This is a genomic window from Achromobacter sp. Root170, assembly GCF_001428165.1.
In the GTDB taxonomy this organism is placed as follows: domain Bacteria; phylum Pseudomonadota; class Gammaproteobacteria; order Burkholderiales; family Burkholderiaceae_B; genus Achromobacter; species Achromobacter mucicolens.
In genome coordinates this window covers 371,744-398,025 of sequence record NZ_LMHN01000017.1, presented here as the reverse complement: position 1 = coordinate 398,025, position 26,282 = coordinate 371,744, and the positions used below count along the sequence as shown (strand labels likewise).

Annotated in this window: 22 protein-coding genes, 1 tRNA gene and 1 other RNA gene; 7 read left to right on the top strand and 17 right to left on the bottom strand. The window is 67.1% G+C overall.

Annotated features, from left to right (window positions below; genetic code table 11):
- Positions 1 to 5: 5 nt before the first annotated feature.
- A complete protein-coding gene (locus tag ASD87_RS22610; RefSeq protein ID WP_056326810.1) occupies positions 6 to 533 on the bottom strand; it encodes a carboxymuconolactone decarboxylase family protein in 528 nt (175 codons plus the stop codon).
- 97 nt (positions 534 to 630) lie between these two features.
- Here ASD87_RS22610 and ASD87_RS22605 point away from each other — a divergent pair, with 97 nt between their 5' ends.
- The 4 genes from ASD87_RS22605 to ASD87_RS22590 are packed head-to-tail and all read left to right on the top strand — an operon-like array spanning position 631 to position 4,471.
- Positions 631 to 2,820 (top strand): ATP-binding protein, encoded by a 2,190-nt coding sequence (locus ASD87_RS22605; protein ID WP_056326808.1) that lies wholly within the window; start codon positions 631 to 633, stop codon positions 2,818 to 2,820.
- A 25-nt stretch (positions 2,821 to 2,845) separates the two neighbouring features.
- Positions 2,846 to 3,202: a response regulator gene (locus ASD87_RS22600; RefSeq protein ID WP_223576540.1), complete on the top strand. Its 357-nt coding sequence runs from the start codon at positions 2,846 to 2,848 to the stop codon at positions 3,200 to 3,202.
- A 10-nt stretch (positions 3,203 to 3,212) separates the two neighbouring features.
- Entirely contained in the window at positions 3,213 to 3,845 is a 633-nt protein-coding gene (locus ASD87_RS22595) for a hypothetical protein (RefSeq protein ID WP_056326804.1), read from the top strand.
- 50 nt (positions 3,846 to 3,895) lie between these two features.
- Positions 3,896 to 4,471, top strand: a complete 576-nt coding sequence (locus ASD87_RS22590) for a biliverdin-producing heme oxygenase (RefSeq protein ID WP_056326802.1) — start codon at positions 3,896 to 3,898, stop codon at positions 4,469 to 4,471.
- A 25-nt stretch (positions 4,472 to 4,496) separates the two neighbouring features.
- On the opposite strand, the gene ASD87_RS22585 is transcribed toward ASD87_RS22590, so the two are convergent.
- The 12 genes from ASD87_RS22585 to ASD87_RS22540 form a co-directional block, all read right to left on the bottom strand.
- Complete coding sequence (locus ASD87_RS22585; protein ID WP_056326801.1) at positions 4,497 to 5,291, bottom strand: ABC transporter permease; 795 nt, start codon at positions 5,289 to 5,291, stop codon at positions 4,497 to 4,499.
- 3 nt (positions 5,292 to 5,294) lie between these two features.
- The gene (locus ASD87_RS22580; protein ID WP_056326799.1) at positions 5,295 to 6,104 is read right to left on the bottom strand and encodes an ABC transporter ATP-binding protein; all 810 of its coding nucleotides are present in this window, start codon (positions 6,102 to 6,104) and stop codon (positions 5,295 to 5,297) included.
- Positions 6,097 to 7,137, bottom strand: a complete 1,041-nt coding sequence (locus ASD87_RS22575) for an ABC transporter substrate-binding protein (protein WP_056326796.1) — start codon at positions 7,135 to 7,137, stop codon at positions 6,097 to 6,099. The genes ASD87_RS22580 and ASD87_RS22575 overlap by 8 nt, the downstream gene beginning before the upstream one ends.
- Positions 7,134 to 8,408: a CaiB/BaiF CoA-transferase family protein gene (locus ASD87_RS22570; RefSeq protein ID WP_056326794.1), complete on the bottom strand. Its 1,275-nt coding sequence runs from the start codon at positions 8,406 to 8,408 to the stop codon at positions 7,134 to 7,136. The genes ASD87_RS22575 and ASD87_RS22570 overlap by 4 nt, the downstream gene beginning before the upstream one ends.
- A 67-nt stretch (positions 8,409 to 8,475) precedes the next feature.
- A complete protein-coding gene (gene recR / locus ASD87_RS22565) occupies positions 8,476 to 9,084 on the bottom strand; it encodes a recombination mediator RecR (RefSeq protein WP_056326792.1) in 609 nt (202 codons plus the stop codon).
- A gap of 21 nt (positions 9,085 to 9,105) precedes the next feature.
- Complete coding sequence (locus tag ASD87_RS22560) at positions 9,106 to 9,432, bottom strand: YbaB/EbfC family nucleoid-associated protein (protein ID WP_056326789.1); 327 nt, start codon at positions 9,430 to 9,432, stop codon at positions 9,106 to 9,108.
- A gap of 42 nt (positions 9,433 to 9,474) precedes the next feature.
- Positions 9,475 to 12,027 (bottom strand): DNA polymerase III subunit gamma/tau, encoded by a 2,553-nt coding sequence (gene dnaX, locus ASD87_RS22555; protein WP_056326788.1) that lies wholly within the window; start codon positions 12,025 to 12,027, stop codon positions 9,475 to 9,477.
- A gap of 151 nt (positions 12,028 to 12,178) precedes the next feature.
- Positions 12,179 to 12,276: signal recognition particle sRNA small type (gene ffs / locus ASD87_RS26750), an RNA gene on the bottom strand.
- Positions 12,277 to 12,729: 453 nt separating this feature from the next.
- Positions 12,730 to 16,185, bottom strand: coding sequence for an exodeoxyribonuclease V subunit beta (locus tag ASD87_RS22550; RefSeq protein ID WP_056327017.1), 3,456 nt, complete (start codon positions 16,183 to 16,185; stop codon positions 12,730 to 12,732).
- Between the two features lie 2 nt (positions 16,186 to 16,187).
- Positions 16,188 to 18,851 carry a PD-(D/E)XK nuclease family protein gene (locus ASD87_RS22545; protein ID WP_056326786.1) on the bottom strand — a complete coding sequence of 888 codons (2,664 nt, stop codon included), beginning with the start codon at positions 18,849 to 18,851 and terminating at the stop codon, positions 16,188 to 16,190.
- 130 nt (positions 18,852 to 18,981) lie between these two features.
- The gene (locus tag ASD87_RS27230) at positions 18,982 to 19,140 is read right to left on the bottom strand and encodes a hypothetical protein (RefSeq protein ID WP_175155085.1); all 159 of its coding nucleotides are present in this window, start codon (positions 19,138 to 19,140) and stop codon (positions 18,982 to 18,984) included.
- A gap of 23 nt (positions 19,141 to 19,163) precedes the next feature.
- Complete coding sequence (locus tag ASD87_RS22540; RefSeq protein ID WP_056326784.1) at positions 19,164 to 20,369, bottom strand: MFS transporter; 1,206 nt, start codon at positions 20,367 to 20,369, stop codon at positions 19,164 to 19,166.
- Positions 20,370 to 20,723: 354 nt separating this feature from the next.
- Here ASD87_RS22540 and ASD87_RS22535 point away from each other — a divergent pair.
- A tRNA-Arg gene (locus ASD87_RS22535) sits at positions 20,724 to 20,798 on the top strand.
- A 308-nt stretch (positions 20,799 to 21,106) separates the two neighbouring features.
- Positions 21,107 to 22,300 (top strand): D-alanyl-D-alanine endopeptidase, encoded by a 1,194-nt coding sequence (gene pbpG, locus ASD87_RS22530; RefSeq protein WP_056326782.1) that lies wholly within the window; start codon positions 21,107 to 21,109, stop codon positions 22,298 to 22,300.
- Positions 22,301 to 22,378: 78 nt separating this feature from the next.
- Here the strand turns inward: pbpG and ASD87_RS22525 are convergent, their stop codons facing one another.
- Positions 22,379 to 22,765, bottom strand: coding sequence for a ribbon-helix-helix domain-containing protein (locus ASD87_RS22525; protein ID WP_056326781.1), 387 nt, complete (start codon positions 22,763 to 22,765; stop codon positions 22,379 to 22,381).
- A gap of 176 nt (positions 22,766 to 22,941) precedes the next feature.
- Between ASD87_RS22525 and adhP the strand changes: the two genes are divergently transcribed.
- The gene (gene adhP / locus ASD87_RS22520) at positions 22,942 to 23,967 is read left to right on the top strand and encodes an alcohol dehydrogenase AdhP (protein WP_056326778.1); all 1,026 of its coding nucleotides are present in this window, start codon (positions 22,942 to 22,944) and stop codon (positions 23,965 to 23,967) included.
- Between the two features lie 96 nt (positions 23,968 to 24,063).
- Here the strand turns inward: adhP and ASD87_RS22515 are convergent, their stop codons facing one another.
- From ASD87_RS22515 to xerD, 3 genes are all read right to left on the bottom strand, one after another.
- Positions 24,064 to 24,642, bottom strand: coding sequence for a DJ-1/PfpI family protein (locus ASD87_RS22515; RefSeq protein WP_056326776.1), 579 nt, complete (start codon positions 24,640 to 24,642; stop codon positions 24,064 to 24,066).
- A gap of 126 nt (positions 24,643 to 24,768) precedes the next feature.
- Positions 24,769 to 25,257 (bottom strand): Cys-tRNA(Pro) deacylase, encoded by a 489-nt coding sequence (gene ybaK / locus ASD87_RS22510; RefSeq protein ID WP_056326773.1) that lies wholly within the window; start codon positions 25,255 to 25,257, stop codon positions 24,769 to 24,771.
- Positions 25,258 to 25,293: 36 nt separating this feature from the next.
- Entirely contained in the window at positions 25,294 to 26,277 is a 984-nt protein-coding gene (xerD, locus tag ASD87_RS22505) for a site-specific tyrosine recombinase XerD (protein WP_056326771.1), read from the bottom strand.
- Between the last annotated feature and the right edge of the window lie 5 nt (positions 26,278 to 26,282).

Genomic DNA, 26,282 nt, shown 5'->3' with positions numbered 1-26,282 from the left:
CTTTCCTACCGGTGATCGTGGGAGTGCACCTGCAGCGCTTCCAGGAACCGCGATACCATGTTGTACGCGGCGATTGTCGCCGTCAGCTCGACCACCAGTTTTTCCGACCCCATGGCCGCCCGGACGGCGTCGAACACCGCTTCGGGAACCTGCACGTGACGCGTCATGGCGTCCGTGTAGGCCAGCACCGCCCGTTCGCGTTCGCTGAACAGACCCGAGGTTTCCCACGCATCCAGCGCATCGAGCTGCGCCTGGGACACGCCTTCCTTCAATGCGATCGGCGCATGCTGGTCGGCCTCGTAGGGCGCACCGTTGATGGCCGCCACCCGCATGATGACGAGCTCGCGCAGATCGCCCGGCAACGTGCTGAGCTGCCGGATCGACGTCAGGTAGTTCAGCCAGCCGTCGGCCACGGCAGGACTGTGCAGCAGCATCTGATACAGATGCAGCACACTGCCTCGCTGCGCGACGATGCGTTCCACCAGGGGCCGTGCTTCGGGATGAGTCAAATCAGCGTAGGGCAAACGGGCCATGCGAACTCCGGAAGGTAGGGGGCAGCAAATGCACACATTCTCACAATATCTTTGACATAATGGCACTACATCCGCGCGTCCACGGTAACTCACTCGCATGAATGCGCCCACAGAATCCTACCCTCAACTCACTCTCGCCAATTGCGATAGCGAACCGATACATATTCCGGGCGCCATCCAGCCGCTGGGGGCGCTGCTCGCGTTCGACATGGACGGCACGCTGCGCTACGCCAGCGAAAATGCCGCCCAGTTGCTCGACACGTGTCTGACGCTGGACCAGCCCTGCCCGCCCGAGGCGCTGCCGCCCGGCCTGGCGTACTGCCTGTCCACGTGGATCGGCAACCATGACCCCATTTTTGATCCGCTGACCATCACGCTGGATCGCGCCACGTATGACGTCATTGGCCATCGCAATGCCGACGGTCTGACCATCGTCGAACTCGAGCGCCGCGCCGACGGCGTCGGCATTGCCGCGCCCGAGCGCATCTACCGCAGCATCGAGCGCGTGCGCCGGCAGCGCGACATTCCCTCGCTTCTGGACAGCATGGTGCGCGAAGTGCAGCGCGCCACGGGCTTTGACCGGGTGATGGCGTATCGCTTCCATCCCGACGACAGCGGCGAGATCGTGGCCGAACAGCGCCGCGCCGACCTGGACGACTGGGTGGGCCGCCGCTACCCCGCCGGCGACATCCCGGCGCAGGCGCGCCGGCTCTATACGGTAAACACCCTGCGCCTGATCGCCGACGCGACCTACCAGCCCGTGCGCGTGCTGAGCGGCCCGTCGCCGGAGCCGCGTGCGCTGGACATGAGCTTTTCGGTCTTGCGCAGCGTGTCGCCCATCCATCTGGAATACATGGCGAACATGGGCGTGCGGGCGTCGATGAGCCTGTCGCTGGTGATCGGCGGCCGCCTGTGGGGCATGATCGCGTGCCACCACCACACGCCGCGGGCCTTGCCATACCCTGCCCGCCTGGCGTGCGAAGCCATGGCGCAGGTCGTTGCCGCCACCGTGTCTGGCATCGAAGCGAACGAGCGGGCTGAACAATCCCGCCAGAACGCCGCGCTGGTCAGCAAGCTGGTCGAGCGCGTGTCGGCCTCTGAAAACGTGCATCAGGCGCTGTCGCAGGGCGGCGAAACGCCCGCCTCGCTGGTCCCGAACGACGCCGCGCTTTGCCTCTGGAGCAACAGTGTCACCGTGTTTGGCGGCATTGCGCCGCGCGGCGAACTGGCGGGCATTCTGAACGCGCTGGACCAGAGCGGGCAGCGCGTGGTGCACACCACCAACATCGCGCGCGATTTCCCTGATTTGCAGACCGAAATCGTCCCGTACGCGGGGCTGCTTGCCTGCAAGTTCGACCCCATGAACAATGGCTGGCTGATCTGGCTGCGCAAGGAACAGATCGAGACCCTTGTATGGGGCGGCAAGCCGGAAAAGCAGTACGCCGTCGGCAGCCTCGGCCCGCGCCTGACTCCGCGCGGTTCGTTCGAGGCGTGGCGCGAAGTCGTGCGCGGGGTCTGTCTGCCCTGGCTGCCCTCCGAACTGGAAGCCGTGGACAATCTGCGCGACGAGCTCTCGCACATTTCGACCAGCCGCGCCGCGGACGTCGACCGCGCCCGCACCGCGCTACTGGCCATGCTGGGCCACGATCTGCGCGACCCGCTGCAATCGATCTCCATGGCTGCAACGCTCTTGTCGCGCACCGATACCGGGGCGCGCATGGGCGAGCGCATCCGCTATTCCAGCGGCCGGATGCAGCGCCTGATTTCGCAGGTGCTGGACCTGTCGCGCCTGCAGGGCGGGCTGGGATTGGGCATTGAAAAGCGGCTGTGCGACCTGTCGGCATTGGTCAACGGCCTCATCGAGGAAAAGCGCCAGGCCTACCCTGGCCTGCGCATTGAAACCGATGTGCCGGACGGCCTGACGCTCATGGCCGATACCGACCGCATCGCGCAGGTGGTGACCAACCTGATGAGCAACGCGCGCCAGCACGGCGCGCCGCGTCAGCCCATTGTGGTGAACGCGGCGGCTTCCGGCGACGGCGTCACGCTTAGCGTCATCAACCATGGCGCACCGATCGCCGATGACGTGCTTGCGCATCTGTTCTCGCCCTTCAAGCCGGAGTCCGTGGGCCAGTCGCGCAACCGCACCGGCCTCGGCCTTGGCCTGTACATCGCCGAGCAGGTCGTGCGCGATCACGGTGGCGACATCTCGGTCCAATGCCGCGACGGGCTCGTCATCTTCACGGTCTCGTTGCCCCGCGCCTTGCCGGAATCAACCCCCTCTTGAACCTGGGAGACATAACTTGAACGAAGTGCGCGCCATGCGCGTCCTGCTGGTGGACGACAACGAAATGGGATCGGAACTGCTGGCCGAGTTCCTGGCGCTTTCAAACCTGGAGACGCGGTGCGCCGCCACCGGCGCCGAAGCCCTGGAGCTGGTCGGCACGTTTGCGCCGGATGCCGTGCTGCTGGATATCCTGCTGCCCGACATGGACGGCTACGAGCTCGCCAAGCGCCTGCGCGAACGCGCCAATCCGCCGCGCATCTACGCGCTGAGCGGCCTGGCGCGGCACGAACGACGCGATGCCATCAATGGCATCTTCACCGGATGGATCGAAAAGCCGGCGGACCCCGACGCGCTCCTGGCCATTCTGCACGAGGCCACCTGACGGTTCTTTCATGATGCAATCCGACACCCTTGGCCGACTGGCCGTGAAGGGCGTGCAGCTCAAGGTGCTCAGCCAGATCTTTCCGGTGCTGCGCCACGAAGTCCTGGGCCCGCTGTCCAGCGCCTCTCTTGCGGCCGCCATGCTGCGCCAGGCCCCTGAAGGCGCCAGCGACGAAGCCGTGCAGCAACGCTGCGAACGCCTCGCCGGCGACCTTTCCGACATGCTCGACGAAAGCGTGAACGTGGTGCGCGACCTGGAAGGATGGCTGAGCGACGGCGGCGCCAACGTGGCGTGCGGCGACTTGCTGCAGGACTGCCGCAAGCTGATGTTTTCGCACCTGCTGTTGTCGCACCACGGCATTCGCTGGCCGGAGCAAGTCGCCCACGCCGACGTGCCGCTGTTCAGCACCCGTTACCTGGTGCTGGCGTGGTTGTTGTGCCTGTTGCCGCTGGTGCCGGCCGACACCCACCTTGAACTGGATGCCTCCGAACCCGGCGTCTGGCGCGCCCGCGTCCCCGAGGGCGAAGCGGCCTCCGAACGGCCGCCAGCGTTCGACGCCCAGGAAGTCGAGCTGCTTGCAACGGCGGCGGGCTGGCGGCTGGAACGCCAGGACCGCTGCTGGTCGCTGCATCTGCCCGCTTAACCGATTCCATCGAGACTCGTCTCGTCAAGACCCTTCACTACAAGAACGCCATGATTTCTCCCGTCCACCAGGTGCTGCGCGAAGGCACCCGCGACCGTCACGAAACGCTGGATCATGGCCTGGCGCTTGCCGACGGCGATGTGGACCGGGGCAACTATCTGGCTTACCTGCGTGCGCTTCTGGGATGGCTGGAACCGTTGGAAGAGCGGCTCTGGCAACTGGATTGGCCGCGGGAACTGCGTGCGCCGGAACGCGCCGGCAAGACCACCTGGCTGTACGAAGACCTGCAGGCGGCCGGCGATACCGCGCCCATCGTGCATTGCGCGCATCCCCCGCAGGTGGCGGCGCCCGACGCCTACGCATTGGGCGTCGCGTACGTTGTGGAAGGTTCGCAGTTGGGCGGCCGGTTTCTGGCCAAGCGGCTGCAGGCGGCGGCGCCCGACCTGCCCCAGCGGTACCTGCGCGGCTATGAAGAAGAAGTGGGACCGCTGTGGAAGGCGTTCTTGCTGTATCTGGACAGCGAGGCTGGCGCGCGGGACCGCGAGGCGCAAGCGCTGCAAGGCGCCCGTGACGCGTTCGACAGCCTGACCGGCTGGCTGCGCAGCCAGGGTGCGCTGCGGGCCTGAGCCCGGCAGCGCACCGGCAAGGCATCTATAGCTTTTCAGTTTCGCCCGACTTGGGCTGCCACTTCATCAGGCGCTTTTCGCCGACCCCGACGATGGTGTCCAGGATCAGTGCAAAGGCCGTCAGCACGATGATGCCGGCAAACACGGTGTTCACGTCGAACGTGCCCTCGGCCTGCAGGATCAGGTAGCCCACGCCGCTTGCCGACCCGAGGTATTCGCCCACGACCGCGCCCACGAAAGCAAGCCCCACCGACGTATGCAGGCTGGAGAACACCCAGCTTGTGGCCGACGGCAGATACACATGGCGCAGCAACTGGCGCTTGCGCGCGCCCAGCATGCGGGCGTTGTCCAGCAAGGTGGGGCTGACTTCGCGCACGCCCTGGTACACGTTGAAGAACACGATGAAGAACACCAGCGTCACGGCCAGCGCCACCTTGGACCAGATGCCCAGGCCGAACCACATGCCGAAGATGGGCGCCAGGATGACGCGCGGCATCGAGTTGGCCGCCTTGATGTACGGGTCGAGGATGGCACTGGCGCGAGGCGACAGTCCCAGCCACAGACCAAAGCCCAGACCCGCGATCGTGCCGATGAAAAACGCCAGCACGGTCTCGGTCAGCGTGACGGCCAAGTGGGTGTAGATGTCGGCATTGGTGACGAACCACGCCCAGATCCGCCCCCAGACCTTCAGCGGTTCGCCAAAGAAGAAGGCGACCTTGGGATCGCGCGACGCGAAATGCCAGACGGCCAGGATGATGACGAGAAGCAGCAATTGCCAGATGCGCAGGCTGCCGGAACCGGATTTATTCAGTTTGGGCATGGTTCAGGCTCGCTTCTGTTGGGCATAGCCCTTGAGCACTTCCTCGCGCAGCACACCCCAGATGGCGGCGTGCAGCTCGACGAAACGCGGGTCGATGCGCACTTCGGCCACGTCGCGAGGACGCGGCAGATCGATGGCAAATTCTCCGATGGGATGGGTGCCCGGACCGGCCGACAGCACGATCACGCGATCGCTCATCGCGATGGCTTCGTCCAGGTCATGGGTGATGAATAGCACCGCCTTGCGCTTGGCCATCCACAGATCCAGGACCTCGTTCTCCATGAGCTGGCGCGTCTGGATGTCCAGCGCGGAGAACGGTTCATCCATGAGGATGATGTCCGGGTCGCGGATCAGCGTCTGCGCCAGCATGGCGCGCTTGCGCATGCCGCCCGACATCTGGTGCGGGTAGCGGCCCTCGAAGCCGCCCAGGCCGACGCGGCGCATCCATTCGCGTCCGCGATCCAGCGCTTCGGATCGGGCCACGCCGGCGAACTCCAGGCCGGCGATGACGTTGTCCAGCGCGCTGCGCCAGGGCAAGAGCGCCTCGCCCTGGAACATGTAGCCGGCGCGTTCGTTGATGCCGGCAAGGGGCTGGCCGAATACCTTCACCTGCCCCGACGACGGCGCCAACAAACCGGCGCTGACGTTGAGCAGCGTGGACTTGCCGCAACCGGTCGGGCCCACCACGGACACGAACTCACCTGGCGCAATGGCCAGGGTCGTGTCGCTGACCGCGGTGTAGCGCTGCGACCGGTCGTCACGCGAGACAAAAGTGCAACTTATGTTTTCCAGCGACAGTGCAGCTTCAGCCATTGGCATACTTCTCGTTGGCGCGGCGCGCGAAATCGTTGGTCCATACCTTCGACGGATCGACCTTCGCGCTGTCGAAGTCAGTCTGATAGGCGGCCAGCGCCTTGAGCGCGGTGGCCGCGCCATCTTCTGGAATCATGCCGTCAGGCGACAGGCCTTCCATGCTCTTGCCCAGCGCGGCCTTGTACACGGCCGGATCGCCGAGCAGATAGGTTTCCGGCACGACCTTGGCGATTTCGTCGGGGCCGGCCTTCTGGATCCACTTGTCGGCGCGCACGATGGCGTTGGTCAGCGCCTGGACAGTGTTGGGGTTGGCGTCGATGAACGCCTGCGGCGCATACAGGCAGCCGGCCGGCATGTTGCCGCCGAAAATCTCCTGCGTGTCCTTGAGCGTGCGCGTGTCGACGATGATCTGGATCTCGCCGGGCATTTCCAGCATCGAGACCACCGGGTCCGTGTTGGAGATGGCGTCGATCTGGCCGCTGCGAACGGCGGTCACGGCGCCCGCGCCGGCGCCCACGCCGATGAAGGAAACGTCCGAGGCCTTAAGTCCATGCTTGGCCAGGAAGAAGCTGACGACCATGTTGGTGGACGAACCCGGCGCGGTCACGCCGATCTTCTTGCCCTTCAGGTCGGCCGGGCCCTTGTAGCCCGGGATGTTCTTCTTGGACACGCCCACGCCGATCATCGGCGCGCGGCCTTGCAGCACGAAGGCGCGATAGGCCTGGCCCTTGGAATGCATGGACAGCGTGTGCTCGAAGGCGCCCGAGACCACGTCGGCGCTGCCGCCCACCACGGCCTGCAAGGCCTTGGAGCCGCCGGCAAAATCGGCGATGCTGACGTCCAGCCCTTCATCCTTGAAGTAGCCGCGCACCTCGGCAATCGTCAGCGGGAGGTAGTAGATCAGCGGCTTGCCGCCGACTGCGATCTGAACCTTGGTCTTTTCGAGTTTCTGCGCGCGCACGATGGCAGGGGCCATGCCCATGACGCCGGCAGCGCCGGCCATCTTGAGCAGTTCACGGCGGGTGACTGTCATTGGTTTGTCTCCTGGTTGTCGGGTTTTCCGATAGCGCCGGTCTTCGCCAGCTCGTCGATAGCCGCTGAATCATACCCCAGCGATTTCAGGACTTCCTCGGTATGTTCCCCTAATTTCGGGCCTACCCAGCGCGTCTGGCCGGGCGTTTCCGAAGGCTTTGGAACCACGCCTGGCAGCTTGACGGGGCTGCCGTCGGCGAGGCGATGCTGCTCGATCATGCGGCGCGCAAGGAACTGCGGATCGCTGAACATATCGGCCACGCTGTAGATCTTGCCGACCGGCACGTCGGCGCGCTTGAGCGTCTCAAGTGCCGATTCGATGCCGCGTCCGTCGCACCATTGCTGGATGGCGCCGTCGATCTCCTGGACACGCCGCGCGCGGCCGTCGTTGCGCACCAGGTCCGGATCCTCGGCCAGATCGTCGCGGCCGATGGCCCGCATCAGGCGATGAAAGATCGCGTCGCCATTGCCGGCGATGACGATGTTCTGGCCGTCGCGGGTGGTGTAGGTGTTGGACGGCACGATGCCGGGCAGCGCGCCGCCCGTACGCTCGCGCACCACGCCGGCCACGTCGTATTCGGGGACCAGGCTTTCCATCATGTTGAACACGGCTTCGTACAGGGCCACGTCAACCATCTGGCCCTGCCCTGCCCGGCATTCATCGCCCGTCTTGCCGTTCCAGCGGCCGCCGGTGGCGTCGCGATGGCGCAGCGCCATCATCGCGCCGATCACGCCATGCAGTGCCGCGATGGAGTCGCCGATGGAGATGCCCACGCGCAGCGGCGGACGGTCGGGATGGCCGGACACGTAGCGCAGGCCGCCCATCGATTCGCCGATGGCGCCAAAGCCGGGCTGATCCTTCATGGGGCCGGTCTGCCCATAGCCGGAAAGGCGGACCATGATGAGGGCGGGATTGATGGCTCTTAGCTGTTCGTAGCCCAGCCCCCACTTTTCCAGGACGCCGGGGCGGTAGTTTTCGACCACCACATCGGCGTCCAGCGCCAGCTTGCGGGCGATCTCCTGGGCGCGGGGGTCTTTCAGGTTGAGCGCGATGGATTGCTTGTTGCGGGCCTGCACCGTCCACCACAAGGAATTGCCCTCGTGCAGATGGCGCCAGCTGCGGATGGGATCGCCGCCGCCCGTGCCGTCAGGCCCGTGCGGGGTTTCCACCTTGATGACGTCGGCGCCGAATTCGCCGAAGATGCGCGCGGCGAACGGGCCGGCGATAAGCGTGCCGAGTTCCAGGACTTTGAGTCCGGTCAGCGCTGACATGGTTTGTCTTCCTCACATTGGTTGCCCTGCCGATGCGTTGCCGGCGGGCGTTCTGGTACCGCGAGCGTCAGGTGGTCTTGCGCTCCATCAATGCCCAGGCGATGGTGCCGGCGTCGACGTATTCAAGCTCGCTGCCGGCCGGCACACCACGCGCCAGGCGCGTGACCCGCAGGCCGCGCTCGCCAAGGGCCTCGCCCAGGAAGTGCGCGGTGGTCTCGCCTTCGGCCGTGAAGTTGGTGGCCAGGATGACCTCCTGTACCACGCCGTCGGTCGCGCGTTTGATGACGCGGTCGAAATCCAGCTCACGCGGGCCGATGCCTTCCAGCGGCGCGACGCGGCCCATGAGCACGTAGTACAGGCCGCGATAGCCGTGACTGGACTCGATCATGTTCTGGTCGGCCGGCGTTTCCACGATGCACAGCAGCGAGGGATCACGCTTTGCGTTGGAGCAGGTCGCGCAGACCTCGTCTTCGGAAAAGCTATTGCAGCGCGCGCAGTGCTTCAGATCCCGCACCGCGCCGGCAAGCGCCCGCCCCAGCATGTCCGCGCCTTGCGGATCATGCTGCAACAGGTGGTAGGCCATGCGTCTGGCCGATCGCACGCCCACGCCGGGCAGGCGACGCAGCGCTTCGATCAGCGAGACCAGCGGCTCGGGTTCAGGCAGTAAGGGATCCATTGCAGCCTATGGCAGCGGCTATCAGAACGGCAGCTTCATGCCCGGGGGCAGCGGCATGCCGGCGGTCACCGACGCCATCTTCTCCTGGGAGGTGGCTTCGGCCTTGCGCAGCGCGTCGTTGAACGCGGCGGCGACCAGGTCTTCCAGCATGTCCTTGTCGTCGGCCAGCAGCGACGGATCGATCTCGACGCGCTTGACGTCGTGACGGCAGGTCATCGTGACCTTCACCAGACCGCCGCCCGAGGCGCCTTCGACCTGGATGTCGGCCAGCGCGTCCTGCGCCTTCTTCATGTTTTCCTGCATCTGCTGCGCTTGGCGCATCAGGCCGGCGAGTTGTCCTTTCATCATGATGGGAGCTTCCTTGAACGAGGGGAATGAGGTTGGCCGCCGTCAGGCGGCGGCCGATGAATCAACGTGGCGGATCGAGCCAGGCACGACATGGCCTCCGAAATCCGCCAACAGCGCTTGCACAAAGGGATCGTCGGCCACGGCATTTTCGGCCGCCAGCTGGCGCGCCGCGCTCTCGGCCTGCGCCACGGCATACGCCGTGGCATCGCCGGTGACGCCGACCCGCACGTCTAGCCGGATGCCCTGCCCGAAATGTTCGCACAGGACGGTCTGCAGCCGCACGCGGCTTTCGCTTTCGGCCAGGGTCTTGACGGCCACGCGCAGGATGATGGCATCGCCCTGCACACCGGCCCATTCGCTCTGGCGCGCCAGTTCCGAGGCCAGGCCGGTCACCGGCAGCCGTGCGGCCAGTTCGGGCCAGGACGCCGCGTCCATGTCTGCCAGGCGCGGCGCGCGCGATTGGCGCTTGCGTGCGGGCGCGGGGCCATCGCGGCGGGCGGCGGGCGGTGCGGGTGCGGGCGACGGTGACGTGGCCAGCGTTTCAAAATCGTCGTCGGGGTCGGACGTGAAGCCGCTGTCAGGCATGAACCCGCCTTCGGCTTCGAAAGGAATTTCTTCGTCGACCCATGCCGGGGGACCGTCGGCGTCGTCCACGGCCGGGGCGATCGCCGCCGCGGCGGGCGTCACGGCCAGGGCGGCGGAATTTTGCGCTTTGGCGGAGACCGGGTTCGGCGAAGCGGCGTCGGCGGGGAGGTCTTCCCAAGGCGGGACATTGTTGGGATCCCCGGATTGCGGGGCGGACGCGGCGGACGATTGCGCCGGCGCCGCTGCGGCCGGCGGGGCCGGTTGCGCGGGGGCTGCCGCATCGTTTGCCGACGATATCGAGGGGCTATGGGCGGCGTCGGGCGAGGACGCGGAGCCGTCTGCCGGCGTGGCGGCGGCTGCGCCATCGAATGGCGCGCTGGCGTTGGCTGCCGGGGCACCAGGCATTGCCGTGTGGGCCGTGCTCGCGCCGGTCGTCACCGGATCGGCTGTCGGCGCGGCGGCGCCGTTGGGTACTGAGGTGAAGGCAGCGTCAGTGGCTGCCGCATTGGCGGTGGCCGACGCGTTTCCAGCCGGCGCGTTGTCCGCTGCCGAATTGTGGGCCGGCGCGGAAGCTGCCGTGGGGCCGGACGGGCCGGCGTCGGGTCTAGCGTCGATGGGTTGCCCGGCGGCTGCAGGCTGAGCCGCTGCCGAAGGAGCCGCTGCCGAAGGAGCCGCTGCCGAAGGAGCGTCTGCCGACTGCGCGGATGCCGGCACTGCGTCGGTCGATACCGCGTCGGTCGATACCGCGGCAGACGATACCGCGGCGGTCGGCACAGCCGCCGTCGACGAAGCGGCCGTTGACGCAGCACCTGGCTTAGAAGCGCCTGCCTCGGCGCCCGTGGGCGCGGCGATGGCCGCAGCTGCGGCGGGCGCTGCCGTCTGGCGGGCGGGTGCGGCGGGCGCTTCCAGCGCCGTCTGCGGGCCAGCGTCGCCATTGAGCGCCAGCATGCGCAGGCACGCCATGATGAAGCCTGCGTATTCGTCAGGCGCCAGCGTCAATTCGCCGCGGCTGTGCACCGCGACGGAATAGAAGAGTTGCACGGCGTCCGGATGGAGCGCCAGCGCCAGACGGGCGATGTCGGCGGCCAGCGGATCTTCGGCGGCGGTGACGCCAGTCACGCGCTGCTCGATCGCGACGCGCGACAGCAGCACGGCCAGGTCGGCCAGCGCGCCGGCATACGACAGCCCGCGGATCGCGAGTTCATCGGCCACGGCCAGCACGCCCTTGGCGTCGCCCGAGGACAAGGCGTCGAGCAGGCGGACGAGATGGCGCTGGTCGATGGTGCCGAGCATGCCGCGCACGGCGTCCTCGGTCAGGTTGCCCGCGCTGTAGGCAATGGCCTGGTCGGTGAGCGACAAGGCGTCGCGCATCGAACCCGACGCGGCCTGCCCGATCAGCCGCAGGGCCGGGATCTCAAAGCCCACGTCTTCCTGGCCGAGCACGGCCTGCAAGTGTCCGACGATGGAGTCGGCCGGCATCTGCTTCAGATTGAATTGCAGGCAACGCGACAAAACCGTCACCGGGATCTTCTGCGGATCGGTGGTGGCCAGGATGAACTTGACGTGCGGGGGCGGCTCTTCCAGCGTCTTGAGCATGGCGTTGAACGCGTGCCCGGTCAGCATGTGGACTTCGTCGATCATGTAGACCTTGAAGCGTCCCGCGCCGGGCGCATAGACCGCCTGCTCCAGGAGCTGCGTCATTTCCTCGACGCCGCGGTTGGACGCGGCGTCCAGCTCAAGGTAGTCGACGAAGCGGCCGGCATCGATCTCGGTGCAGGCGCGGCAGACGCCACAAGGCTTGGAGGTGATGCCGGTTTCGCAGTTGAGCGATTTGGCCAGGATGCGCGAGAGCGTGGTCTTGCCAACGCCCCGGGTTCCGGTGAACAGCCAGGCGTGATGCAGGCGTTGCGTGTCGAGCGCATGGGTGAGCGCGCGCACCACGTGATCCTGTCCCACCAGGGTATCGAACGATCGCGGCCGCCACTTGCGGGCCAATACCAGATAAGTCATGGCTGGATTGTAGAGCCTGATTGTTGAACCCGTTGATCGAGCGGGCTGGAATGCAAAGGGGACGGGCTTATTCCCGTGGAACGAATCCTTGGAAAATAACCCCGTCCCCTGTGAAAGCGATGTAGCAAACGCTACTGCCTTGAAGAATCCGGTTGGCGAGCCTTACTCCGGCACTGACCCTAAACGACTATGGCTGCTTCGTTCCCGACCTGACCAGGTTCACCGTCGAACCATGCGAAGGGGCCCGCCAGCCGAGATTCTAGCAGAGCTGCGCTTCGCGCGCTCGCTCGAATCTCGGCAGGCGGGCCCCGAGGGGCAATATGTGGGCCCCCTCCCCGGCCCTCCCCCCGAGGGGGAGGGGGTGGGGGCTTTGCTTCGCTTGCCCCTTCGGCTCGCTTCGCTTTGCCTTGCTTGGCTGCTTTGCATGGGGCAATTTCTTGGCGCGGGGGCGTTGCTTCGCTTGCCCTTTTGGCTCGCTTCGCTTTGCCTTGCTCCTATCCGGCGCTGCTTAGCGCGCGGGGCGTTGCTTCGCTTGCCCTTTTGGCTCGCTTCGCTTTGCCTTGCTCTCTGTGCGGGGCTGCTTTTGACGGAGGCGTTGCTTCGCTCGCCCCTTTTTCTCGCTTCGCGTGGTTGCCTCGAATGCCGCAGTTGCTTTTGCTTGGGGAGTTGCTTCGCTCGCCGTTGTGCTTGCCCTGTTGCGCGTTACTCCAGCAGATCTATCCATGCCTTTGCGCGCGGGAAGTACAACGCGGCTCGGGCGCTGCGGCCGTCCAGGGCGGTGACTTGGGTGCAGTAGCGCTGCAATTGTTCGCCGTGGCGTTGGCGCATGCGGATTGCGAAGGCGGCGGGGGATTCTCCGGGGTGGGGGCGGCCGGTTTTGTAGTCGACGATCAGCCAGCCGTCTTCGGTGCTGAGCGCCAGGTCGATGACCGAGACTTTTCCGGCCGCGTCGATAAGGGGCCATTCGCGGCGGGCGCCGGATTGGGATAGGAGCCAGAGGCCGCGTTCGTCTGCCAGGGTGGCTTGCAGTGTTTCCAGGACGGCCTCGGCGGCGGCGTCTGCCTGGCTGGCGGGGATGCCGGCTCGGGTGAGTTGGCGGCGCATGGCGGGCAGGCGGGGCGTGAGGGCCTCTGGGGGCCAGGCTTGTATGCCGTCCTGGCCGATGCGGGCAAGCCAGGCGTGGGCCAGGGTGCCGATGGCGGCGTCGTAGCCGGCTTCGAGTTGCCAGGCGGGATGTTCGGCGGCTTCGCCCCAGGCGCCTCGGGTGGCCGTGGCGAAGCCGGCGCTCATGGTGATGCTGGATTGGCGTTGCAGCTGCGCGAGGCCTGCGTTGTCGATGCGCCGCACGGGTTCGCCTTGCCATTCGGGGGCGTCGGTTTCTTCTTGCACCGTTTCGCCATTCAGCGAAGGTGGAACGGGCGGGGTCAGGCACGGCCACAGGCGGCCCAGCAGGCTGGCTGCGGGCGGGGTCTTGATTTGGCCAGAGGCTTCGTCGATCGAGACGTGTCCGACCAGGTGCAGACGTTTGCGGGCGCGGGTGGCGGCGACGTAGAGGAGACGGTCTATTTCGTAGGAGGCGCGGCGGGCTTCGCGGGCGCCCAGGTAGCGCGAGACCGGGTCTGCTTCTGTTTCGGCGCGAGGTTTGACCGGGCCGAAGAGGACGCGGCCGCCGCTTTGTTCGAAGCGCACCAGGGGAGCCTGATCGCCGCGCGGCGCGCGGTGCAGGCCGTACAGGATCACGGTTTCGAACTGCAGGCCCTTGGACTTGTGCATGGTCATGATCTCGACCGCGCCTTCGTCTTCATCCGCCGCGTCGGGCGCGGCAAAGAGGCGGGAGATGCCGGCGTCCAGGGCGGCCACGTCGATGTTGCCGTGCGGGGCAAGGCGTTCGACCAGTTGGAACAGGCTTTCCGCGTCGTTGGCGACCGACAGGCCAGCGTACAGGCCCGGTCCGCCCAGGCGGCGCCACAGCGATTCCACCCACGCGGCGAAGGGGATGGCGCCCGATGCGTTGCGTTTGTCCAGGAGGACCGACGCGACTTGGCGCAGGCGCGCGAATTCGTCGGGGCTGAGTATTGCTTGCGCGGACGGGACTTGCGGTTCTGGGGCGGGCGCGTCAAAGAGCGAGCCTTGCGGGCCGGATGCCTCGGGCGCTGCCGTTGCAATGGGCTGCGGGGCGATGCGCAAGGCGCATTCCAGCAGCACGGGCACCGGCGTGATGTGGTCGTCGCCGAAGAGCCGCTGCAACGAGGTGAGCGTCAAGCCGCAATAGGGCGCGCGCAGCACGGACAGCCACGCGAGGCGGTCGGCCGGATGCGACACGGCGCGCACGAGTTGCACCAGGTCGGCCACCACCGGCCGCAGCGCCAGCGGCACCAGGTCGACGGCGCGCGAGCGTATGCCTTCCTGTGCGAGCCGGCGCGTGAGGTTGCCCAGGTGACTGCGGGCGCGCACGAGAATCGCGACGGGGTGCTTGGCGCCCTTGTGATCGATCAGCGCCTGGCGCACCAGTCCCACGGCGATGTCTTCGGCCTGTTCTTCGGCGGGCGGCGCGCCCTCGCGCGACCATGCCGGATGAAAGCGCACCGCGGGGTCGGGCAGCGCCGGGTGGAAGGCCGTGGACGGACTGTACGCGATGGCGCCGGCGGCGGCGTCGCTACGCCGGGGCAGCAGGTCGACGAACGACTGGTTCACCCAGTCGACGATGCCTGCCTGCGAACGGAAGTTGTCCGTGAGGTTCAGGAAGTCGGGCTTGACCTCGCCCACGCCGATGTCGGCGACTTCGAGAAACAGGCCGACCTCTGCCTTGCGGAAGCGGTAGATCGACTGCATGGGATCGCCCACGAGGAACAGGCTGCGGCCATCGCCGGACTGCCAGCCTGCCGTGAGGGTACGCAGCAAGTCGAGCTGTGTCTGGCTGGTGTCCTGGAATTCGTCGATGAGCAGATGCCGGATCGAGGCGTCGAGTTTGAGCAGCAGTTCGCCCGGGTCGTCGGCGCTACCCAGCGCGGCCGCGGCCCGCTGGGCGATCTCGATGAAGTCGACCTCGCCTTTTTCGGCAAAGCGCAGCCGCAACTGCGCCACGGCCAGGGCAAGCGTCATGAGCTGCGCGCCCAGCACTTCCCATTGGGCATCGGTGAAATGCGGCGCCGGAATATCGCGCACGGCGTGCAAGCGGCGCACCCAGGCGGCTTGCGCGTCGGCGCCTTCCAGCCAGGCGACGAAGGGTTCCTTGTGCGCGCACTTGGCCGGGAACCCCAGGTTCTTGTTGACGGTCTTGCGCAGGGAGCCGGTGCTGGTCAGCAGCAGGTGCGCGACGGCGCGCCAGGCGTCCAGCAGTTCGGCGTCGGGTTGCAGTGCTTCGGTCCAGTCCAGCAACGCAGCCAGCTTGTTGTCGTCTTCGGCGTCCTGCAGGTGGGCGGCCGCCAGGCGCGCCGGGCCGCAAAGCGATTCGGACCAGCCGTAGGGCATGGCGGCGCACAAGGCATCGAGGTCTTCGCCGATGGCCTCGGCCAGCATGGCCTCCATGGCCTCGCGGTCGGAGCCGTGGCGAAGCAGCGGAAGCCATTGATCGCGCTGGCCCAGCATGTCGGCGATGGCGTCCTTGGCAGCCTGCACGTCGACGTCCAGGTGGCGCAGCAAAATGCGCACGGCCTCGTAGTCGTCCGCGAGATCGAGCGTGGCGCGCGCAGCGGCCTCGTAGTGCGAGCGCGCATCGTCGGTGATGTCCGGCATGCCGCCCAGCTCTGACAGCCACGGCATGCTGCGCACCAGCCCCGCGCAGAACGAGTCGATGGTGCGGATGGCGAGACGCGCGGGATGCTCCAGCAGATGCCAGCCCTGTTCGGCATTGCGCGCCAGCGCCGCGCGGGCGAGGTCCCAGCTGCGGCGTTCGTGCGCGGCCTCGGGAGGCGCATCCAGCCCGCGCCGCAGCTTGCTCAGCACACGGGCGTGCATCTCGGACGCGGCCTTGCGCGTGAACGTGATGGCGACGATTTCTTCGGGCCGGTTCACCGTGGCCAGCAAGGCCAGGATGCGGTCGGTGAGGAGCTCGGTCTTGCCTGAGCCTGCGGGCGCCTGGACGAGGAAGGACCGCGCGGGGTCGAGCGCATCCGCGCGAGCGGCGTGGTCATGCGGAAGGCGATCGGGTTCGGCCATGTTCATGCGTCCTCGTCGTCAAGATGCAAGCGCAGGAACGGCAAGGCATCGCAGTATTTCAGATCGTCGCGCCGGTAGGCGACGTTGGCCGCGTACCCCGCCACGTATTCGTCGGCCAGGGATTCGATCGCCACGCGCCAACGTTGGCGGATCTCGGGCCAGGACAGGCCGTCGAAGTATTTGCTTTCGCTGGCGAGTGTGACGCCGGGCATGCCCAGGTCTTCGTCGGCCAATCCTTGCGCGGCGACCTGCCGCGCGTGGATCTGCGCCAGCACCAGCCCCGCGGCTTCGCCGCCGGCCGCGTCGGCCAGGACCGATGCATAGAACGGCAACTGCACGTTCACGGGACGGCTGCGGGACCAGTCGGGCTCGGGCTTGGCCGCCGCCACGCCGGTCTTGTAGTCGACGATGACGTTGCGGCCGTCGGGCAGACGGTCGATGCGGTCCAACCGCAACTTCAGGTTCAACGCGCCACGCTGCCATTGATGGTTTTTTTCGACCTGTGCCACCGCGAACGGCAGGCGCTGCGCTTCGAGGTCCAGCCATGAGGCCAGCACGGCCTGGGCGCGCTGGCATTCCAGCGCGCGCAAGGCTGGCGCGTATTCCTTGAGTTCTTCGTCGGCGGCCTGCGCCACGGCCTGCTCCAGCAACGCCGGCAGACGGCCAGCCGCAAGCTGCTCGTGCAGCGCGTCCTGGTCGGGCATCATGCCCCACACCACTTCAAGCGCCTTGTGCAGGAACTGGCCACGCACGTTGACGGTGGCGGCATCGGCATAGGGCGCGAGCTCCCGGCCGCCGAGGCGATGGCGCACGAACGCCCAAAGCGGATTGCGCGCCTGCGTGTCCAGCACATCCAGCCCGCCCCCGCCGCGATTGCCGGCCGCCAATGGAGGCCCCTGCGAATCGTCGAGCGATTCCTGCGGCAAGGCGGCCTGCGCCGCCGTAAGCGCGGGCGTCCAGTCAGTAAGAGAGAGCGCCGCGATCAGTGGCGAAGGACGCAGCTCGCGCTCGCCATCCATGTGGGCGTGGCTGACGATGATGTCGGGCGCGCAGCGGCACAGCGCGGCAAACATGCCTTCGGCCCATTCGCGTTCGCGCTCGGGCGTGGCGCGCGGCGCCCGGGCCTGGCGCAGCACGGCAAGCGGCAGCAGCGGGTTTGGTTTGGGCGAAGCGGGCAACACGTCGTCTGTCAGGCCCAGCAGCCAGACGCCATCCCAGTAACCGCCTTCGGCTTCCAGCAACCCAAGGACGTCCAGCCGCGCGAGCGGATCGCGCTGCGGCTGGAACGAGGAGGACCGCGCCACGCTTTCCAGCAGGTTCACGGCGGCCACGCCGCCCAGGCGGCCCGCGGCCGGCGCCAGCGCCGAAAAGCTGCCGAGCGCATCGCCCAGCGCGCCCATGACCTGATAACCCACGCTGTCGAGCGGGGCTTCGCCGGGAAAGCCCAGCGCCGTCAAGGCGGCCTTCATGCGCAGCATCCAGACGTCGCACGTGGCCTGGCGGCCGCCTTGCGTCCAGATTTCGGTGGCGTGGTTCCAGGCCTGCGCCAACGCCGGCAGATCGGCAAGCAACTTGCGCCATGCTTGCGGGGCGACATGCAATTGCCCCTGGCGCCGCCAGCGCGCGTCGATGGCGGCAAGCCGCGCGCGGTCGCGCACGTCACCGGCGCAATGGCCTGCAAGCAACGCGGCGCCCAGGACGCCGACGCCGCAGCCCTTGCCCTGCGCGCATTCGGCCAGCGCCCGCAGCCAGGCCAGCGCGGCGCGGGCCATGGGCCATTCGTCGAGCGGCCGGCCCACGGCAACGTTGAACGCAAACGCTGGCGCGCCGTCGCGCCCGGCCAGCGCCTGGCTGAGCACGCGGCGCGCGAAGGGGGATTCGGCTTCCAGTTGCGGCGACACGATGGCATAACGCCCGGCGAGGTCGGCCTTCAAACGGCTGGCCGCCCAGTCGGCGGCGGCGCGCCATTCGGCGCCCTGATCCGCGGCCTCGAAGCGCTGCGCCACTGCCGCCACACGCTGGGTATCGCGCCATTGCGCCACGCGCGTGCCCTGGGCCTCGAATGCGTGCAGCAGGCGCTGAAAGCGGGGCGAGATGTCGGTAAACCCGGCAAGCACCAGTTGCAGCGGCGTGGCAAGGCGTCCGGCTTCGAGGGCGCGCAGCACGCGCGCGTAACCCTGGTTGGCGTCTTCGGCATCGATGCCGGCCAGCGTGTGGCGATAGCGCTCGCGCCAGCGCGCAAAGCCGCGGTATTCGTCGGTGTCCGCGCCGGACGGCACCTGCAGCGCCCATTCGTCCATCAGCAGGTCCGCATCCATGGACAGCCGCGCCGCCTGACTGGCATCCAGCAGGACGCGCTCGGCTTCTTCGAGGCGGATGGCTTCGGTCCAGACGAGCTGCGTGGCAAAACTGTCCAGCCGGTAGGCGGGCACGTCTTCGTCCGATTCGAACGCGAGTTCATTGGCGGATTCAGCGAGCCAGGCGGACAGCGGCAGGATGCGCGGCAGCTCGCTGACCTGGCGTTCCTGGCGCAGCAATCCGGCGAGCTCTAGCGTGAGGCGGCGCGACAGGCGGTTGTTCACCGTGAGCACGAGCGTGTCTGCCGCGGGCAGACTGGCGATGTCCGGCAACGAGAGATCGGAGTAGGAAGGCGCTGCGTCCTGCATGGTCATCCAAGGGCGCGCGCGGCGGGCAGCCGCGCGACAGAAAGCAATGAAAAAGGCGGAGAAAAATCTCCGCCGTAGGATACCGCGAGGCGGCCGCCGCGACGCGGCGGTTGCGGTAAGCCGAGCCCTGTCAAAACCCGCAGAGTGCGGCCAGGTTTTCCCAGTGAATCTGCATCTCGGGCGTGGTGTAGCCCCAGAACGCCAGCCCCAGCACCGCGGCCAGCGCCAGCACGCCCACCGCTCGCCAGCCTTTGCGGCGACGGGTTTGGGAATGCGGTCCGAGGGTCACGGCGGGGCTCCGGCAGGTCGCGGTCAGGCCGTGGCGGGCTGCGCCGGCGCGACCGGCTGCTCGCGCACGGGCAGGCAGAGCAGCGCCGCGATGACGGCCAGCGCCACGCCCAGCCACCAGACCAGATCGTAGCTGCCGGTCTTGGCATACGCGTAACCGCCCAGCCACACGCCAATGAAGCTGCCCAACTGATGGCCGAGAAACACGATGCCCGAGAGCGTGGCCGCATAACGCAAGCCGTAGATCTGGCCAATGAGCCCTTGCGTCAGCGGCACGGTGCCCAGCCAGAACAATCCCATCCATGCCGCGAAGGCATAGAGCACCCACGGCGTCAGCGGCACCGACAGCAGCAACAGGATGCCGAACGCGCGCATGAAGTACACCACCGCCAGCAGCCGCTTCTTGCTGTATTTGCCGCCCAGCTTGCCGGCGTAGAACGAACCCAGGACGTTGAACAGGCCGATGAGCGCGATCGCGGTGGCGCCCTGCCCGGCCGTCAGCCCGCCGTCGGTCACATAGGCCGGCAAGTGCAGCGTGATGAACGCGGTGTGAAAGCCGCAGACGAAGTAGCTCCAGAACAGGAAGTGGAACGACGGATGGCGCACGGCCTGCTTGATGGCGGTGCCCAGCGACTGATGAGGACCGGCGTGCGCTTGGGGGCGGCCGCGCAGGAAATACGCCAAAGGCGCGCCGCAAGCCACGAACAGCGACAGCACCCAGAGCGCGCCCGTCCAGTCCAGCCCGCTGATGAGCAGCTGCCCGGTCGGCACCACGGCAAACTGGCCCAGCGAGCCGCCCGCGCTGGCGATGCCCATCGCCGTGCTGCGGTAGGCGGGCGGCACGGCGCGCGCGACGACGGGCAGGATGACGGGGAACGTGGTGCCCGCCTGTCCCAGTCCGACCAGCACGCCCGCGGTCAGGTAAAGCGTAGCCTCGTCGGTGGCAAAGCGCGTGCCGATCAGGCCCAGCATGTACAGCACGGCGCCCAGCGCAATGGTGCGGCCAGACCCATAACGGTCGGCCAGCATGCCCATGAAGATACAGGCCACGCCCCACACGAGGTTCTGCAGGGCAAACGCCATCGAAAATACTTCACGGCTCCAGCCGTGCGTCAGGCCCATCGGCTGCATGAACAGGCCGAAGGTGGCGCGCACCCCCATGGCAAGCAGCACGACCAGGGTGCCCAAGACAATGGTGCGTGCGGAAATGGTATCGGTTTGGCTAGACATGAAACCCGTGTCTGGTTGTTTTTTGGGTTTGCGCCCCCTCCTCGGGGCGGCCCCACGCAGCGGTGGGACGCGAACATCATATACAAGTCAGCATGCGGGTCCGTGAATACCCGCGTTGCCGCAACAAGCTTCACCCGAGAGGCCATCCCGGGCGAGCGCCCGGCGCGCGGTGATTTGGGCGTTGCCGCGCCTGCTGATAGACTTGCGTCCTGCTTCGAAGCCCGCGTCTGCAGTGCTAAACTTCGGCTCGCAAGTTCCGCAGCAATTTCAAGGCCTTAATGCAAAGCGCCCCCAGTTCTGGCGGCCCTTTTCCGTCGATGGCGACGGCACTGCCTTGCGCCCCCCCCCTCCTCGCTCGCCGTAGTTAAATGGATATAACCGGCCCCTCCTAAGGGTCAATTGGTGGTTCGATTCCACCCGGCGAGGCCAGCTTCGGCCTCGACTCCGCGCGCAGATTCTTCTCAAAAAAGTCCACCTATTCAGCCAGATGAGGGTTAATCCGGGCTACGCTCTTGCGCGCCGCGCGGTTAGCTTTGCGGCTTCCGACTTGTGACTAATTGATGCGGCCACAATCCGTCACGGTTTTTTTTCTGAAAAACTCGCAAATCGCCTTGCGCACTACTTGAAATTGCTGTTTAAATTCGACGCGTAAGCCCATAATTCATCTGGACTTTTTCTGATCCGACGAAACGCCGGCTTAAGAAATATTTGCTCACAGACCACAAGCCTGCCCAACCATGGCCTTTTCCTGGAAACGTGCAATTGCGAACGCCATAGCGCCTGCCGCGCTGGCGGTGTGCGCGCTCCTGCCCCCTGCGGCGCAAGCAGCCAAAAATTCCGACCCTTGCAAGACCAACGCCAAGTCGGCGGCCTGCAAGGCGCAACAAGCCAAGAAAGCGCCGGCGCCCAAGGCGGGCTCCGGCAAGAGCGCCGCCGCCAAGCAGGCGGCGCCGTCCGCCAAGAAGGCGCCGCCCAAATCCTCGTCGGCCAAGAAGGCGCCGCCCAAGAGCGGCAAGCAGGTCGCCGCGAAAGGCACGCCGCCCAAGAAATCGGGCGCTGCCGGCAAGGGCGGCAAGACGGACAAGGCCGCACGCGGCCGGCGCGTAGCCACCGCCGGCGCAGCCAGCGCGGCCATGCCGCCGCCCGCCGCCTCGGCGCGCGCCGAAGCGGCCGCGCTGCGGTCCAGCACCGCTTACGTGCAAGACCTTGAAACCTCCACCGTCATCTTCGCCAAGAACGAAAACGTCGTGCGCCCCATCGCTTCCATCTCGAAGCTGATGACGGCCGTCGTCGTGGTGGACGCCAACCTGCCGATGGACGAAATGCTGGAGATCACCGACGAGGACGTCGACGAGCTCAAGCACACGACGTCGCGGCTGCGGGTGGGCACCAAGCTGTCGCGCGGCGACATGCTGCATCTGGCGCTGATGTCTTCCGAGAACCGCGCCGCCAACGCGCTGGGCCGCCACTATCCGGGCGGGCTGCGCGCCTTCGTGGCCGCCATGAACGCCAAGGCGCAGTCGCTGGGCATGACCAGCACGCGGTTCATCGAGCCGACGGGCCTGTCCAGCAACAACGTGTCGTCGCCGCATGACCTGGCCCGCCTCTTGCGCGCCGCGTCGCAGCGCCCGCTGATCCATCGCTACTCCACCGATACCGAGTACGAGGTCGAGATCAACAACCGCACGCAGACCTTCCGCAACACCAACCTGCTGGTGCGCAAGCCCGACTGGGACATCAAGGTGTCCAAGACGGGTTACATCAATGAAGCGGGCGAATGCCTGGTGATGCTGGCGCGCATCAACGGCCGCGATCTGGCCATCGTGCTGCTGGATTCGCAGGGCAAGCTTTCGCGCATCGGCGATGCCGTGCGCATCCGCCGCATCGTGCAAAGCGAAGTGGCCATGGCGTCGATTGCCTCGGGCGGCTGATGCCAGCCTGACCGCTCCACACGGCAAAACGAAGGGCCCGATCTTATCGGGCCCTTTTGCATGGTGCGGCAAAGCGGTTCACGCCGCGCGGCGCTTAGCGGGGACGGGCTGGGCGTCGCAGAGCGAAGGCGGCAGCCCTTCCAGGACGGCTTTCGCATTGAGCGATCGGATCGGCACGCTGGCGTCGCGCGGGATCCTGCCCTCGGCCTGCAACAGCTGATACCGCAGGCAGCACACGCGGAGGAACGAGGTGAAGTTGGCGGCCTCGCCGCGGTACTCGACCAGTTCGTCGTACAGGCGTTCGATCAGTTGGGTGACCCGCAGGCCGTCTCGGCCGGCGATTTCTTCGAGGACCTGCCAGAACAGGTGCTCGAGCCGCAGGCTGGTCGCCACGCCGTGCAGGCGCAAGGACCGGGTTTCGCACGCATATGAATGCTCGGTGGCGCGGATGAAGATTTCACACATGGGAGCTCCTGGGCATCGGCGACACGCAGCCGGACCGGCGCGCCTGCGATCGACTGTACGACGATTGCCGCGCCTGCCGCAATACGCCCGCCTTCCCGCGCCGATTGATGTACATCATGGATTTGAGCGCGCAAGCGTTCGAGCATAGTGAAACTGATCAGACTTCGGAGGTAGTGATGGACAAAACCATGAAGGCCGCAGTTGCACGCGCATTTGGCAAACCCCTGGTGATCGAGGAAGTCGCCGTGCCGCGCCCGGGCCCGGGCGAGCTCCTGGTGAAGATCGAAGCCTGCGGCGTCTGCCACACGGACCTGCACGCCGTGGAAGGCGACTGGCCCGTCAAACCCAATCCCCCTTTCATTCCCGGCCACGAGGGCGTTGGCCACGTCGTGGCCGTGGGCGCCGGCGTCAACCACGTCAAGGAAGGCGACCGGGTCGGGATCCCCTGGCTGTATTCCGCCTGCGGACATTGCGAACACTGCCTGGGCGGCTGGGAAACCCTTTGCGAGCAGCAGCAGAACACGGGTTACTCCGTCAACGGCGGCTTTGCCGAATACGCGCTGGCGGCCGCCGACTACGTGGGCCTGCTGCCCAAGAACGTCGGCTTTGTCGACGTGGCGCCGGTGCTGTGCGCCGGCGTCACGGTTTATAAGGGCCTGAAGATGACGGACACCCGGCCCGGCAACTGGGTGGTCATTTCGGGCATTGGCGGCCTGGGTCACATGGCGGTGCAGTACGCCAAGGCGATGGGCCTGAATGTGGCGGCCGTGGACATCGATGACGCCAAGCTCGACTTCGCGCGCCGGCTTGGCGCGGAAGTCACCGTCAACGCGATGAACACCGATCCGGCCGCCTACCTGAAGCGGGAAATCGGCGGCGCGCATGGCGCGCTGATCACGGCGGTGTCGCCCAAGGCCTTCGAGCAGGCGCTGGGAATGGTGCGCCGGGGCGGCACGATTTCGCTGAACGGCCTGCCGCCAGGAGACTTCCCGCTGTCGATCTTCGACATGGTGCTCAATGGCGTGACGGTGCGCGGTTCCATCGTGGGCTCCCGGCTGGATCTGCAGGAATCGCTGCAGTTTGCCGAGGAAGGCAAGGTCCACGCCACCGTCGCCACCGAAAGCCTGGACAACATCAACAGCGTGTTCGACCGCATGAAGAAGGGCCAGATCGAAGGCCGCATCGTGCTCGACTTCGCCTGATCGCTTTGCGCCCATACTCGCCCCGGGGTGCGGCATTTGCCGCACCCCGTGGCTGATCGCAGCGAAACGGCGCTCTCACGCCCCCCGCGCGAGCGGTCAGGGCGTGATCTTCGTGCCCAACACCGCCAGAAACTGCGCCATCCACGCCGGATGGGCAGGCCAGGCGGGCGCCGACACCAGGTTGCCGTCGGTGTAGGCCTGGTCGACGGCGATCTCGGCATAGGTGCCGCCGGCCAGCCGGACCTCGGGCGCGCACGCAGGGTACGCCGAGCAGGTGCGGCCCTTCAGCACGCCGGCCGCGGCCAGGATTTGCGCGCCGTGGCACACCGCGGCGATGGGCTTGTTGGCCTTGTCGAATTCACGCACGATATCCAGCACCTTTTCATTCAGGCGCAGGTATTCGGGGGCGCGTCCGCCGGGGATCACCAACCCGTCGTAGGACGAGGGCTCGACGCGGTCGAAGTCGTAATTCAGCGTGAAGTTGTGGCCGCGCTTTTCCGTGTAGGTCTGCGCGCCCTCGAAGTCATGGATGGACGTGGCAACCGTGTCGCCGGCCTTCTTGTCCGGGCAGACCGCGTGCACCGTGTGCCCCACGGTCAGCAGCGTCTGGAACGGCACCATGGTTTCGTAGTCTTCGGCGTAGTCGCCGACCAGCATCAACAGTCGTTTGCTCATGATTGTCTCCTTGGGATGAGGGTGGGGGCCAGTTCCTGGTCTTCTCGTCCCATTGTGCGCGCCGCGCCGGCGGGGCGGGTGGTAATGGGATACCACCGGCGCGGGATACGACCGCCAAGCGCCGCCCTACTCCAACGCCACCGTCACCGGCCGCGCGCCCAGCAGGTCCACCAGCACCTTGGGATCGATGCCTACCAGATACCCGCGCCGCCCGCCGTTGATGTAGACCGCCGGATACGTCAGCACCTCGGCCTCCACCCACACCGGCATCTTCTTGCGGGTGCCGAAGGGCGACGTGCCGCCCACCTGGTAGCCGGAGTGGCGCTGCGCGACCTCGGGCTTGCAGGGTTCGACCTTCTTCAGGCCGGCCTGCCGCGCCAGGTTCTTGGTGGAGACTTCGCGGTCCCCGTGCATGACCACGATCAGCGGCTTGGCCGATTCGTCCTCCATCACCAGCGTCTTGACCACCGCGTGCGGGTCCAGGCCAAGCTGGCGCGCGGCTTCGCCTGCGCCGCCGTGGTCGACGTAGTCGTAGGTGTGCTCGGTGTAGGCCACCTTGTGCTGCTTGAGGAACTGGGTGGCGGGTGTTTCGGAAACGTGGCGGGCTTTGCTCATGGGTATGCCGGTTGAAAAGGGAATGGTGGGCGGCGGCTAGCCGCGCGGGTGATGGGCCGCGTGCAATGCCTTCAGGCGTTCGCGCGCCACGTGGGTGTAGATCTGCGTGGTGGAGATGTCTGCGTGGCCCAGCAGCATCTGCACCACGCGCAGGTCCGCGCCGTGATTCAGAAGGTGCGTGGCAAAGGCGTGGCGCAGCACGTGTGGCGACAGGGGCGCATGCACGCCCGCGATCACGGCGTATTTCTTGACCAGTTGCCAGAACGCCTGCCGCGACATCGCCTCGGCGCGGCTGGTGATGAAAAGCGCATCGCTGACGCGGCCCGCCGCCAGTTCCGGGCGGGCGGTATTCAGATACTGCGCAATCCAGTGCGCGGCTTCGGCGCCCAGCGGCACCAGACGATCCTTGCCGCCCTTGCCCAGCACCACCCGCACCACGCCTTCGTTCAGGCTAACGTCCAGCGAGCGCACGCCCACCAGCTCGGACACGCGCAGCCCGGTGGCATACAAGGTCTCGAGCATGGCGCGGTCGCGCAGGCCGCGCGGCTGGCCGAGGTCAGGCGCCCGCAGCAGGGCGTCCACCTGCTGCTCGGACAGCGTCTTGGGCATGCGCGGCGGTTGCTTGGCGGCGACCAGCGTCAGGCACGGATCGCGTTCGGCGCGGTGTTCACGTAGCGCCCAGGCGTAGAAGCGGCGCAGCGCCGCCAGCCGGCGGTTGGCGGTGGTGGCGCGGGTTTCTTCGTGGCGGAACGCGAACCAGGCCTCGATATCCGCCTTCTGCGCATCGCGGATCGGCTTGGCCGGCCCGACGGGCATGGTCTGCGCACGCTCGGGTTCGCCGTGCCGGTCGGCCAGCTCCCGGGCGTAGGCCTCGGGGTCTTCGAGCCAGCGGGCAAAACCGGTCAGGTCGCGGCGGTAGGCGGCCAGGGTATTGGCGGAAAGACCGTCCTCGAGCCAGACGGCGTCGATGAAGGCGTCGATATCGGCCTGGGAGGCCAGCGGCTGGCGGGCGGTGGACATGGCGG

Coding starts and splice junctions, on each gene's coding strand:
- ASD87_RS22595 (WP_056326804.1), top strand. CDS start 3,213: ATGATGCAATCCGACACCCTTGGCCGACTGGCCGTGAAGGGCGTGCAG.
- ASD87_RS22545 (WP_056326786.1), bottom strand. CDS start 18,851: ATGCAGGACGCAGCGCCTTCCTACTCCGATCTCTCGTTGCCGGACATC.
- adhP (WP_056326778.1), top strand. CDS start 22,942: ATGGACAAAACCATGAAGGCCGCAGTTGCACGCGCATTTGGCAAACCC.
- ASD87_RS22540 (WP_056326784.1), bottom strand. CDS start 20,369: ATGTCTAGCCAAACCGATACCATTTCCGCACGCACCATTGTCTTGGGC.
- ybaK (WP_056326773.1), bottom strand. CDS start 25,257: ATGAGCAAAGCCCGCCACGTTTCCGAAACACCCGCCACCCAGTTCCTC.
- ASD87_RS22560 (WP_056326789.1), bottom strand. CDS start 9,432: ATGATGAAAGGACAACTCGCCGGCCTGATGCGCCAAGCGCAGCAGATG.
- dnaX (WP_056326788.1), bottom strand. CDS start 12,027: ATGACTTATCTGGTATTGGCCCGCAAGTGGCGGCCGCGATCGTTCGAT.
- ASD87_RS22575 (WP_056326796.1), bottom strand. CDS start 7,137: ATGACAGTCACCCGCCGTGAACTGCTCAAGATGGCCGGCGCTGCCGGC.
- recR (WP_056326792.1), bottom strand. CDS start 9,084: ATGGATCCCTTACTGCCTGAACCCGAGCCGCTGGTCTCGCTGATCGAA.
- ASD87_RS22550 (WP_056327017.1), bottom strand. CDS start 16,185: ATGGCCGAACCCGATCGCCTTCCGCATGACCACGCCGCTCGCGCGGAT.
- ASD87_RS22610 (WP_056326810.1), bottom strand. CDS start 533: ATGGCCCGTTTGCCCTACGCTGATTTGACTCATCCCGAAGCACGGCCC.
- pbpG (WP_056326782.1), top strand. CDS start 21,107: ATGGCCTTTTCCTGGAAACGTGCAATTGCGAACGCCATAGCGCCTGCC.
- ASD87_RS22585 (WP_056326801.1), bottom strand. CDS start 5,291: ATGCCCAAACTGAATAAATCCGGTTCCGGCAGCCTGCGCATCTGGCAA.
- ASD87_RS22590 (WP_056326802.1), top strand. CDS start 3,896: ATGATTTCTCCCGTCCACCAGGTGCTGCGCGAAGGCACCCGCGACCGT.
- ASD87_RS22570 (WP_056326794.1), bottom strand. CDS start 8,408: ATGTCAGCGCTGACCGGACTCAAAGTCCTGGAACTCGGCACGCTTATC.
- ASD87_RS22515 (WP_056326776.1), bottom strand. CDS start 24,642: ATGAGCAAACGACTGTTGATGCTGGTCGGCGACTACGCCGAAGACTAC.
- ASD87_RS22605 (WP_056326808.1), top strand. CDS start 631: ATGAATGCGCCCACAGAATCCTACCCTCAACTCACTCTCGCCAATTGC.
- ASD87_RS22580 (WP_056326799.1), bottom strand. CDS start 6,104: ATGGCTGAAGCTGCACTGTCGCTGGAAAACATAAGTTGCACTTTTGTC.
- ASD87_RS22525 (WP_056326781.1), bottom strand. CDS start 22,765: ATGTGTGAAATCTTCATCCGCGCCACCGAGCATTCATATGCGTGCGAA.
- xerD (WP_056326771.1), bottom strand. CDS start 26,277: ATGTCCACCGCCCGCCAGCCGCTGGCCTCCCAGGCCGATATCGACGCC.